At 67.6% G+C, this 10,822-nt stretch carries 11 protein-coding genes; 5 read left to right on the forward strand and 6 right to left on the reverse strand.

Annotation, left to right across the window (positions count from 1 at the left end):
* Nucleotides 1–152: 152 nt before the first annotated feature.
* Complete coding sequence (locus tag ACFWIW_RS16355; RefSeq protein WP_378369195.1) at nucleotides 153–314, forward strand: hypothetical protein; 162 nt, start codon at nucleotides 153–155, stop codon at nucleotides 312–314.
* A 152-nt stretch (nucleotides 315–466) separates the two neighbouring features.
* On the opposite strand, the gene ACFWIW_RS16360 is transcribed toward ACFWIW_RS16355, so the two are convergent.
* The 6 genes from ACFWIW_RS16360 to ACFWIW_RS16385 form a co-directional block, all read right to left on the reverse strand.
* Nucleotides 467–730 carry a metal-sensitive transcriptional regulator gene (locus tag ACFWIW_RS16360; protein ID WP_378369196.1) on the reverse strand — a complete coding sequence of 88 codons (264 nt, stop codon included), beginning with the start codon at nucleotides 728–730 and terminating at the stop codon, nucleotides 467–469.
* 86 nt (nucleotides 731–816) lie between these two features.
* On the reverse strand, nucleotides 817–1,974 hold the full coding sequence (locus ACFWIW_RS16365) for an ABC transporter permease (RefSeq protein ID WP_378369197.1): 1,158 nt from the start codon (nucleotides 1,972–1,974) through the stop codon (nucleotides 817–819).
* Entirely contained in the window at nucleotides 1,971–3,125 is a 1,155-nt protein-coding gene (locus ACFWIW_RS16370; protein WP_378369198.1) for an ABC transporter permease, read from the reverse strand. Before ACFWIW_RS16370 ends, ACFWIW_RS16365 begins: the two co-directional genes overlap by 4 nt.
* Before the next feature lie 11 nt (nucleotides 3,126–3,136).
* On the reverse strand, nucleotides 3,137–4,096 hold the full coding sequence (locus tag ACFWIW_RS16375; protein ID WP_378369199.1) for an ATP-binding cassette domain-containing protein: 960 nt from the start codon (nucleotides 4,094–4,096) through the stop codon (nucleotides 3,137–3,139).
* 15 nt (nucleotides 4,097–4,111) lie between these two features.
* Nucleotides 4,112–4,915, reverse strand: coding sequence for an HPF/RaiA family ribosome-associated protein (locus ACFWIW_RS16380; protein WP_378369200.1), 804 nt, complete (start codon nucleotides 4,913–4,915; stop codon nucleotides 4,112–4,114).
* 147 nt (nucleotides 4,916–5,062) lie between these two features.
* Complete coding sequence (locus tag ACFWIW_RS16385; RefSeq protein ID WP_378369201.1) at nucleotides 5,063–5,662, reverse strand: hypothetical protein; 600 nt, start codon at nucleotides 5,660–5,662, stop codon at nucleotides 5,063–5,065.
* Between the two features lie 443 nt (nucleotides 5,663–6,105).
* On the opposite strand from ACFWIW_RS16385, the gene ACFWIW_RS16390 reads away from it, so the two are divergent.
* The 4 genes from ACFWIW_RS16390 to ACFWIW_RS16405 are packed head-to-tail and all read left to right on the forward strand — an operon-like array spanning nucleotide 6,106 to nucleotide 10,749.
* A complete protein-coding gene (locus ACFWIW_RS16390; RefSeq protein ID WP_378369202.1) occupies nucleotides 6,106–7,596 on the forward strand; it encodes an APC family permease in 1,491 nt (496 codons plus the stop codon).
* Entirely contained in the window at nucleotides 7,593–8,813 is a 1,221-nt protein-coding gene (locus tag ACFWIW_RS16395; RefSeq protein ID WP_378369203.1) for an arginine deiminase, read from the forward strand. Before ACFWIW_RS16390 ends, ACFWIW_RS16395 begins: the two co-directional genes overlap by 4 nt.
* 11 nt (nucleotides 8,814–8,824) lie before the next feature.
* A complete protein-coding gene (argF, locus tag ACFWIW_RS16400; protein ID WP_378369204.1) occupies nucleotides 8,825–9,826 on the forward strand; it encodes an ornithine carbamoyltransferase in 1,002 nt (333 codons plus the stop codon).
* Between the two features lie 2 nt (nucleotides 9,827–9,828).
* Nucleotides 9,829–10,749, forward strand: coding sequence for a carbamate kinase (locus tag ACFWIW_RS16405; protein ID WP_378369205.1), 921 nt, complete (start codon nucleotides 9,829–9,831; stop codon nucleotides 10,747–10,749).
* The last annotated feature ends 73 nt before the right edge of the window (nucleotides 10,750–10,822 follow it).

Raw genomic sequence — 10,822 nt, forward strand, 5'->3', positions numbered from 1 at the left:
TGGAAAACCGGCACTTCCTTGGCCTGGATCAGCATCTCAGCGCCGGAACACGAATATCCAGTGCTCTTGGTCCCTTATCCGCCTGACTCGACCAGTACCCCCGCGGGTATGCTGAACACACGAAATGGCCTTGACCTCGTAAAGGAACCCAGATGTGCCAGAGGATCGTCTGTCGGAAGTGCGGGAAGCCGACCTACCGCGGCTGCGGTAACCACGTCGAACAGGTACTGGGTGACGTACCCGCCGCTCAGCGCTGCGCCTGTTCCGCCGAGCGGCCCGAGCGGAAGCCTTGGCGACTGTTCGGCCGCCGCTGAGCGCGGCAAGGACCGGCGGCACAACCACCGGACGAGGTGGTGAACGGCCCCTACGACCGGCCGCGCGAACAGGCACGCGGCGGCGTCCAGGTCACCGGGGCCGACTTGCGCCTGCCACTCAGGGGAGCTGCTCCGCCCTGCCGCCTGGAGCGTCAGGCCAGGCTAAGGAACAGCTTCTCGAGCTGCTTGCGATCGGCGGCGCCCTGCTCGGAGTCGTCCGACAGGCACTTTTCCAGCCCACTGGCGATCAGCTGGAACCCGGCCCGGTCCAGTGCCCGCGACACAGCGGCGAGCTGAGTGATGACGTCCCGGCAGTCCCGGCCGTCGTCGAGCATCTGGATCAGGCCGCCGACCTGGCCCTGTGCCCGCCGCAGCCGTTTGCGCACATCCGCGAGCACCTCTTCGTTCAGCTCCACACCGACCTCCTCTGGTACCCCCCAGGGTACCTGGCGAGAAGCTTCGGCACGCACCCCGTCACTGCTCCAGGCCGTTCGACGCCGCACTAGGCGAACAGCGATCGCCTCATCCGCAGGACGGCCACGCCGAGGAACAGCGCGGCGAACGCGACGAGAACCGCCAAGGGCCCCAAGACGCCGGACAGCCCGCTACCTCGGGAAAGGATCGCCGTCCAGGCGTCGACGGCCCAGGCGTGCGGAGTGGCGTGTCCCGCGATCCTGACCGCGGGCGGCACGATCTCCAGCGGCCAGGTACAGCCGCCGAGCATGCCGGCCCCGATCCCGACGGCGGGCCCGACGGCCGACGCCTGATCAGCGGTGCGGAAGACGGTCCCGCTCAACATCCCCGCCCCGGCGCCCACCAGTGCCCAAGTGATCGTCAGTGCGGCGGCCGCGACCGGATCGCCCCAGCTCACGCCGAAGAGCAGGGAACCGGCACCGATGATCAGCGCCGACTGGAGCAGGGCAAGCACGAGATAGCAGAGCGTTTCGCCGAGTACGACGTCGCGTGCACGGACCGGCCCCGCCATGACCCGCGCGTGGATGCCCAGATCTCGCGTCTGGATCAGGGCCGCTCCCAAGGCCATCGCGTTGATGAAGACGAAGAACACCAGCATCGTCGGTGCGCTGTAGCCGAACCCTGGCGGCAGGACCTCACCCGCACTGCCGACCACCTCCGACCGGACCAGCACCTGGGGTGTCGTGACGTCAAGAGACCGGGCGATCGGGAGCAGGGTCTCGAAGGATTGCCCGGTCTGCCGTGCGGCGAAACCGGCGGCCTGCACAGCCGACGCGTGGTCGGCGATCACCGACGCCACGGCGGACCATGCTCCCTGCCCGGATCCGGCCGAACTGGTGACCAGTAAGGGGAACTCGATCGATCCCCCGCCGGCCAACGTGCCCTCCAGGTTGGCGGGAACAAGCAGGACGGCATCGATCTCGTTACGGCGCAGAGCATCCGTTGCCTCGTTCTCGCCACTGAACCGGCTGATCACCAGTGCTTCGGCCCTGTCGAGACTTTGCGTCAGTTCACCGGACAACCGTCCGTCCCCTGCCACCAGCCCGATCCTGAACCCGGATTGGCCTTGCACGACCGTCCCGATCACCAAGATCACGACCACCGGCAACAGCACCATGAAGAACAGAGCGATCCGGTCCCCCACCATTCGCCGCAGCGACACCGCCGCGATCGTCAGGATGTTCATCGCGATCTCCTCCGGTACAACACCGCTGTCGCCACCGAGACGACGCCACAGAAGGCGAGGATCGCCATCACCGGCAGGATGACGCTGGTCCAGCCTGCACCACCGGCGAGGTCGGTGAAGGCACGTAACGCCCAACCGTTCGGGGTCAGGAGCGCCAATCGCCGCATGAACTCCGGCGCACCGCCGATCAGGACGAAGTTCCCGCCGAGCAACACCAGCCCGAAGATGATGATCGAGGCGATACCGTCGGCCTGCCGGTCGCTTCCCGCGATGGCGATGACGAAAGCCGTCAAACAGACCAACGTCAGTGCCAGCGCCAAGATCACCGCGCCGACGGCGAGCGGCGGACCCCACTCCGCGCCGAAGAACAAACTCGTCACGACCGCGACCGACGAGAGGCTCGCGGCACCGTAGACGAACGTCGCCAGCGCTTTGCCCACCAGGATCGAACGAGGCCGCACCGGCGCGACGCCGATCCTGTCGAGAGTCCCATTCCGGCGTTCCTCGAAGTAACCCTTGGCACCGAAACCGATCGCGAAGAACATGAAGAAGATCCCCATCGCAGGCCCGTAATACCCGACACCGGTGAGCTTTTCGGTGCCGGCGGCCTTCGGGACGACCCGCTCCGGCAGACGTAGCCCGGCCGCCTCCTCCGGCAGGTTTCCCGGCGGTGCTCCGGCGGCGACGGCCACGGCGACCGAGAGGCGGTCGGCGTTCAGCTGCGCGACGAACGATTCGGCGATCGACCGCGCGACCGCACCGGCCAGTGGCGAGTCCACACTGGACAGCACGGTGATCGGCCGGATTTCGCCCCCGGTGGCGGCAGCGGAGAAGCCGCTGGGCAGGACGAAGGCGGCCCCGAGGTCGCCCTCGTCGAGCAGCGCTCGCGCCTCGGCCGTTCCTTTCACCTCGACGAGGGTCAGTACCGATTCCAGTTCAGGGCCGGCCAAGTGGGCGGTGAACGCGGCGGCCAGCACACCGCCGTCTTCATTGACGACGGCGACATCGGTGTGAAAGCTCTCCGCACCGCGGAAGGCGAAGCTGACCAGCATGGCCACCGCCACCGGCGCCAGGAACCCGAGTATCCACGCGGACCGGTCCCGTAACCGCTGCCGCAAGTCCTTTCCGGCCACGACGAATGCCGCGTTCATCGGCTGACTCCTCAATCCCGCAAGGCGGTGCCGGTGAGGTGCAGGAACACCGCTTCGAGGTCCGGCTCGGTCACTTCGACCGCTCGCACGCTCGCTCCGGCCCGCTCGACCGTGTCCAGCACTCCCGGCAGCAGATGCCTGCCGTCACGGACGATCAACTGCAGTTCGTCCCCGACGACGCCGGCCCGCTCGACTCCCGGCATGTCGCGGCAGAGCTTCACGAGCGAGGTCAGATCGCCGTCCGCGGTCAGGTTGATCCGGTCGTGCTCACCGAGCCGGTCGATCAGATCCCTGCGGGTGCCTTCGGCGATCAAACGGCCGTGATCGACGATGCCGACCCGGTCGCACAGCCGCTCCGCCTCTTCCATGTAGTGCGTGGTGTAGAGCACGGCCATGCCCGAGGCACCGAGTGATCGGACGTTCTCCATGATCGCGTGCCTGCTCTGCGGGTCGACGCCGACCGTCGGCTCGTCGAGCACCAGCAGCGTCGGCCGGTGCATCAGGCCGGCGCCGATATTGAGCCTGCGACGCATCCCACCGGAGTACGCTTCGACCTTTTCCTTCGCCCGCTCGGACAGCCCGATCAGTTCGAGCACTTCCCCCACTCGCCGTTCCAGTGCCTTTCCGCGCAACCGGTACAACTTCCCGAAAAAGCGCAGGTTCTCTCGCGCACTGAGGTCCGGGTACAGAGCGACGTCCTGCGGGACGTAGCCGACCTGGGCCCTGGCGTCGAGCATCGCGCCGCCACCGGGCACACCCGCGATGGCGACGCTTCCCGCGTCCGGCCGGAGCAGACCGCACACCAAGCGGATCGTCGTCGTCTTCCCGGCCCCGTTCGGTCCGAGCAGCCCGTACGTTTCCCCTGGCGCTATCGCGAAACTGACGTCGTCGACGGCGATCCGGTCGCCGAAACGCTTGGTCAGCCCGGAGACCGCCAGCACCTCGGCGAGCGCGGGCGACGGCTCGGTCAACGATCGGCCGCTCATCTAGACGGCCGGGGTGATGAGGCCGTAGTGGCCGTCGTAGCGGTGATAGAGCACGCTCCCCCGGCCGCGTTCGGCGTCGAGGAAGAAGAGGAACGGCAACCCGAGCAAGCCGAGTCGGTCCACCGCTTCGGTCGTGGACAAGAGCGGCGCGGGCTGCGTGCTGATGGTCAGCGCGAGCTTGAACGGAGCGAGCAGATGTGGCCCCGGCGGTGTCGGCTGCGCAAGCCGGTGCATGGTCGGGCCCGCGTGGTAGAGCACGCTGTCCTGCCCGGTCCCGGATTCGGTGAACAGGTGGAAGTCGTAGTCAAGAAGGTGCATATCGACGGCCGCTTCATCCACAGTGGAGGGAGCCAGCGAATAGGACTTGTGCCGGATGATCTCCCGCTCGGCCGCCGGCCGCGGGTACCACGGATCCTGCCGCGACGGCACCGAATCGTGTCGCCATTCACCGGGCTCCGCGCTCGGACGCCTTCCGCGCCTGGCCTCCCAATGCAGTGCGCTCCGCTCCAGCTGACGACGCAGCTTCGCGTCCAGCAGGTCGATCGCCTCCTCGACGGTCGGCGCGGTCACCTGCGCGCGAACCGGTCTTCCGTTCACATCGAGGGTCGCCTGCGCGATCACCGGGCGGTCCATCGCGGGATTTCCGTGCCTGCTCAACCGCACCGATGCCGCCAGCACCGGACGGTGCGCGGCCCCGAAGAGACGCGCCACCTTCTTTCCGGCACGATCGGCGAGCGCGGGCGGGATGTCTCCGCGAATCATCACTCGCACTTCCGGCTTCACCGTGATCCCGGTCGTCCGCATCCGTTCAGTCCTTCCCAAGATTTCCACCTCTTCATCGGACACCGGTGGCGCCTGCCTCACCTAGGGACCAAGGGCGTCGAGAGGAGAGACCTTGGGGCCTGTAAGGCTGCCACCGGAGAATTGGAGCCGGTGCGTCACGCACCGCTTTCAGGCCGTGGTCCACTTTTCGGACACCTGCCGCCATTCCCGCTCCCACACGGCGTTGCGCAGACGCCCCAGCATCGAACGACCGGCGAGAAGAACGCTCGTAAGCAGCATCACGCACACGATCCAGAAGGCGACGCCGACACCGACGCCCTGGCCTGCCACGTCGGCACGCGTCACCGGCGCGTCGACCGCGTTCCCTCTCGCGTCGAGCCAGATCGGTATTTCGGCGCCGGTCGTCGACTCGGGATCCACGGTGACGACGCCCTCTCGGACCGGCCCGCCGGGCACGGTCCAGCGAGCACGCACCTTCACCGTCTCCTCGATGGGTACTCCATCGAACCGAACCTGGGCGGGCGGCGCGTCGGCCACCAGCACCGCCGTCGCTTCGTGACGATTCGCGGACTGCTCGCCCGCTCGCCGCAATCCAGCGTCGTAGGCCTCGGACCCCATCGCCACCGCGAACGGAATCGCCAGCAGGGCGAGCAGGACGACACCGATCACCAGTGCCGTCTCGACCCGGTCAGTTGGACGGACGAGCGGGTTCCGGCCGACGTGAAGCCGTCGCCGAACCGCCGTGACGATACCCGGCTGTGTTCGCATGGTGCTCTCCTCGATCAGGGTCGTACAGGGGCACGGATGTCGGCGGCCTGTCTTCCAGCTTCTTTCCTTGAAGGAACAACCGGGAGTGGCCGTGGACCCCGGCGAGCCGGGACCTTCGGCACCCTGCCGCCCGAGCCGGCCCTTCGGCCCATCGACTGCGGACCTAAGCCCCATGGCACTGCCACGACGTACGTAGATCCTTTGTCGAGAAGGCAACCGTGTCGTCCGGAACGGGTGGTCACGCTGATGTTGCGAAAGCCGCTTTCGCAACATCAACGAGAGGTGCACGGTCGCGCACGTCGCGGAACGGGCATGGATGGACCGCCCACCGCAACCAGCCACGTTCGCCTTACCCCTCACCGGCCCGAGTCGCCACTCACGGCCTCCACTTCACCTTTGTCTTCAGGCAAATGAGCCCTCCAAGCGGAAGATCGGAAAGACTGATGGCGGAGCAGGAACAACCGGGCGGAGCCGCACCAGGCGCACCGGCGGAGACTGACGGCAAAGTGTTCTCGAAGCGGTTCGGCTTGCCGACCGCGACGGCGCTGGTGGTCGGCTCGATCATCGGCACGGGCGTGTTCGCCCTTCCCTCGTCACTCGCCCCGTACGGCCTGTCGAGTCTCCTGGCCTTCGCCTTGGTCACCATCGGCGCCTTGGCGCTGGGGCTGGTGTTCGGCTGGCTCAACAAACGCGTGCCGGGCTCGGGCGGACCGTACTTGTACGCACGGGACGCCTTCGGTGACTTCGGCGGCTTCGTCACCGCCTGGGCCTACTGGCTTACCGCGTGGGTGGGCAACGCCGGTATCGCGGTCGCCTGGGTCGGCTACGTGGAAGTGTTCGTCAACACCGAGCACAACCCGTGGTGGTCGATCGCCATCGCGCTCATCGGCCTGTGGCTACCGGCAGCGATCAACATCTCCGGCGTCCGGAACCTCGCATGGTTCCAGATCGTCACCACGATCCTCAAATTCGTGCCGCTGGTGTTCATGGCGACCATCGGGCTGTTCTTCATCAAGGTCGAGAACCTCGGTTCGTTCAATCCCAGCGGGTTGTCGTGGCTGGGGGCCATCTCCGCGGCGGCCGCGATCGCGTTGTTCAGCTACCTCGGCCTGGAAACCGCCTCGGTGGCCGCCGGGCGCGTCCGCGACCCGAGCCGGAACGTGTCCCGGGCGACCGTGCTCGGCACGCTGGTCTGCGCCGTCGTCTACGTTCTGGGGACCGTCACGGTGTTCGGCACCGTGGGGCAAGGCGCGCTGATCGACTCGACGGCGCCGTTCTCCGATTCGGCCATCGCCATCTTCGGGGGGAGCTGGGCCGGGCAGGCCATGGCCGTGGTGGCGATCGTCTCCGGGCTCGGCTGCCTGAACGGCTGGACGTTGATCTGCGCCGAGATGCCGATGGCCGCCGCCCGTGACCGGCTGTTCCCCGCCCAGTTCGCCAAGCTGAACAGCAAGGAGATCCCGGTCTTCGGCATCGTGGCCGCCACCGTGCTGGCGTCGGTGCTCACCGCGTTCGGTTACTGGAACTTCCAGTCCGTGTTCACCAACGTGGTGCTGCTGGGTGTCTTCACCGCGGTGATCCCTTACCTGTACTCCGCCGCCGCGCACCTCTACTGGCTCATCGTCCAGGGCCGCGCGCTGAACTGGCCGCATCTGATCCGCGACCTGGTTGTCACCGCCTTCGCGCTGCTCTTCAGCTTCTGGGCACTGGCAGGCAGCGGATACCAGGCGGTGTACTACGGCGTGTTCGCCTTCTTCCTCGGCATCCCCGTCTACGTCTGGATGAAATCCCAGCGCAAGGAATACGGCGAGACCCCCGTATCCCCCATCCGCTATCCCGCGGACAGTCCCTATTTCCTCTCTCCCAACGGGAACAACGGCGCGAGCACCAAGAACGCTCCCCCGTCTCCGTCCGAAACGCAGGAGCAGTCATGACTTTCGCCGTTCATTCGGAGGTCGGCCGGTTGCGGCAGGCCATCGTGCACCGTCCCGGCCTCGAGCTCAGCCGGTTGACCCCACGCAACATCGGCGAGCTCCTCTTCGACGACGTACTGTGGGCCAAGCAGGCGAAGCAGGAGCACGACGCGTTCGCCGAAGCCCTGCGAGACAAGGGCGTCCGCGTGCACTACTACGGTCAGTTGCTGGCGGAAACGCTCGCACTCCCCGAGGGCAGGGCGTTCGTGCTGGACCGGGTGTGCACTCCCGAAATCCTCGGCCCGGCGCTGGCCGCTCCGTTGCGTGCCCTGTTCGACGACCTCGACGGGGAGAATCTGGCCGAGTACCTGGTGGGCGGTGTCCTGAAGGCCGACCTTTCCCCGCTGCGGGCGCGGAGTCTCCGATGGGACACCCTCGCCGCCGACGACTTCGTCCTCCCGCCGTTGCCCAATCATCTCTTCCAGCGCGACGATTCCTGCTGGGTGTACCGCGGTGTTTCGGTCAACCCGATGGCGAAACCCGCCCGGCAACGCGAATCCCTGCACACCCGGGCCATCTACCGCCACCATCCGATGTTCGCCGGGGCCGGGTTCCACACCTACTACGGTGACGACGACGCCGACCACCAGCCGGCCACGATCGAAGGCGGCGACGTGCACGTCCTCGGCGAGGGCGCCGTCCTCATCGGAATGGGCGAGCGCACCACGCCCATGGCCGTGGAAATCCTCGCCAAGGCGTTGTTCTCTTCCGGTCAGGCACACACCGTCGTCGCCGTCGAGCTTCCGCACTCCCACGCCACGATGCACCTGGACACGGTGATGAGCATGGTCGACCGTGCCACCTTCGTGGTCTACCCCTACTTCGACCACGACTCCCGCAGCTGGACCGTCACCGCGGGAGAAGAACCCTCCACCCTGAGCGTGCGCGCCAACGGGAACCTCTGGCACACCCTCGCCGAGGTCCTGAAGGTTCCCGAGATCACGCTGCTCAGCACCGACGAGGACATCCGCGCCGCCGAGCGGGAGCAATGGGACGACGGTACGAACTACCTCGCCGTCGCCCCCGGGGTCGTCCTCGGCTACGAACGCAACGTCGCCACCAACACCATGCTGCGCAAGCACGGCATCGAAGTCGTCACCATCGCCGGAAGCGAGCTGGGACGCGGCCGTGGCGGCCCGCGCTGCATGACCTGCCCGATCGACCGCGACCCGAGCTGAACGGATCCGAAATGGCCTTCAACCTGCGCAACCGCAGCTACCTCACCGAACTCGACTTCACCAAGGAAGAACTCCTCTTCCTGCTCGACCTCGCCGCCCAGCTCAAATCCGCGGCCTACGCCGGGATCGCGCAAAACCGGCTGGTGGGCAAACATCTGGCGCTCATCTTCGAGAAGGCCTCCACCCGCACCCGATGCGCGTTCGAGGTCGCCGCCGCCGAAGAAGGAGCGACCACGACCTACCTCGGCCCCCAGGACGCCCACCTGGGACACAAGGAATCCGCCCGTGACACCGCTCGCGTGCTCGGCCGCATGTACGACGGGATCGAATACCGCGGCCACGAGCAGGTCACCGTCGAAGAGCTGGCCCGGTACTCCGGTGTACCCGTCTACAATGGACTCACCGCGACGAGCCACCCCACGCAATCACTCTGCGACGTGTTCACCATGCGCGAGAACAGCAACAAACCCCTCCAGGACATCGCTTTCTGCTATCTCGGCGACACCCGCAACAACGTCGCCCGATCCCTGCTCGCCATGGGCGCCAAACTCGGCATGGACGTCCGGCTGGCCGGACCCCGCGCGCTCTGGCCGGACGAAGAGTACCTGGCGACCTGTCTACGGGAAGGCGCGGCCAGCGGTGCCCGGATCACCGTCACCGACGACGTCGACGAGGCCGTGGCGGGCGCGGACTTCGTCCACACCGATGTCTGGGTATCCATGGGCGAACCCGCCGGCACCTGGCACGAGCGGGTCGCACTGCTGGCGCCGTACCAGGTCACGGCGAAGACGCTCAGCGCCACCGGCAACCCCGGCGTCCGGTTCCTGCACTGCCTGCCCGCCCTGCACGACCGCGACACCGAGGTCGGAGCCGAAGCGTTCAAAGAATTCGGGCTCGACGGCGTCGAGGTCACCGACGAAGTCTTCGAATCCCCGGCGTCGCTGGTGTTCGAGCAGGCGGAGAACCGGATGCATACCATCAAGGCGATCCTGGTCGCCACACTGGGGAGCTGACCATGCGGATTCTCGTCGCCCTGGGCGGCAATGCCCTGTTGCGCCGCGGTGAACGGCCGGACGCCGACCTCCAGCAGGTCAACGTGCTCGCCGCTGCCGAGGCCATCGCGGGCCTCGCCACCGAGCACGAAGTCGTGCTCACGCACGGCAACGGCCCCCAGGTCGGAATGCTGGCCCTGGAAAGCGCGGCGGACCCCGCTCTGAGCCGGCCCTACCCGCTCGACGTCCTCGGCGCGCAGACCCAGGGCATGATCGGCTACCTGCTCGGCCAGGCACTGCAGAACGTCGTTCCCGGCAAGCAGGTCGCCACACTCATGACGCAGACACTCGTCTCCGTCGCCGATCCCGCGTTCAGCGATCCCACCAAATTCGTCGGCCCGGTCTACACCGAGGAGCAGTCCGCCGCACTGGCCGCCGAACGTGACTGGACCGTCCGCCAGGACGGCTCTTCCTGGCGGAGGGTCGTCCCGTCGCCCAGACCACAGCGCGTAGTGGAGACTCCGGTGATCCGCGCGCTCGTCGAAGCCGGAACGATCGTGGTCTGCGCCGGCGGGGGCGGTGTCCCCGTGGTGCGGGACGAACACACCGGACGCTTGCGGGGCGTCGAGGCCGTCGTCGACAAGGACCAGACCGCGGCCCTGCTCGCCGAAGCCCTGGACGCCGACGCGCTGCTGCTGCTCACCGACGTGCCCGCGGTCGTCGACGGCTACGGCACCCCGCACGCCACTCCGATCCACCACACCACACCGGCACGGCTGCGGTCCCGCGATTTCCCGGCCGGTTCGATGGGCCCGAAGGTCGACGCCGCCTGCCGCTTCGTCGAACTCACCGGCAACACCGCCGCCATCGGTGCCCTCGACTCACCCGCCGCGATGCTGCGGGGCACCGAAGGCACCGTCATCACGCCCACCGGCAAGGCGTGACCGGTGGGCCGCCGCTCCGCGGACAGGCTTCGTGTCGCGAAAGCCACTTTGGGGACGTCTGATGCCCCGAAAG

It is taken from the genome of Amycolatopsis sp. NPDC058340, assembly GCF_042723975.1.
In the GTDB taxonomy this organism is placed as follows: Bacteria; Actinomycetota; Actinomycetes; order Mycobacteriales; family Pseudonocardiaceae; genus Amycolatopsis.

Bases quoted from the DNA above. Each gene is read 5' to 3' on its own strand.
- ACFWIW_RS16390 (WP_378369202.1), top strand. From the start codon at position 6,106: ATGGCGGAGCAGGAACAACCGGGCGGAGCCGCACCAGGCGCACCGGCG.
- ACFWIW_RS16380 (WP_378369200.1), bottom strand. From the start codon at position 4,915: ATGCGGACGACCGGGATCACGGTGAAGCCGGAAGTGCGAGTGATGATT.
- ACFWIW_RS16405 (WP_378369205.1), top strand. From the start codon at position 9,829: ATGCGGATTCTCGTCGCCCTGGGCGGCAATGCCCTGTTGCGCCGCGGT.
- ACFWIW_RS16385 (WP_378369201.1), bottom strand. From the start codon at position 5,662: ATGCGAACACAGCCGGGTATCGTCACGGCGGTTCGGCGACGGCTTCAC.
- ACFWIW_RS16370 (WP_378369198.1), bottom strand. From the start codon at position 3,125: ATGAACGCGGCATTCGTCGTGGCCGGAAAGGACTTGCGGCAGCGGTTA.
- argF (WP_378369204.1), top strand. From the start codon at position 8,825: ATGGCCTTCAACCTGCGCAACCGCAGCTACCTCACCGAACTCGACTTC.
- ACFWIW_RS16365 (WP_378369197.1), bottom strand. From the start codon at position 1,974: ATGAACATCCTGACGATCGCGGCGGTGTCGCTGCGGCGAATGGTGGGG.
- ACFWIW_RS16355 (WP_378369195.1), top strand. From the start codon at position 153: ATGTGCCAGAGGATCGTCTGTCGGAAGTGCGGGAAGCCGACCTACCGC.
- ACFWIW_RS16395 (WP_378369203.1), top strand. From the start codon at position 7,593: ATGACTTTCGCCGTTCATTCGGAGGTCGGCCGGTTGCGGCAGGCCATC.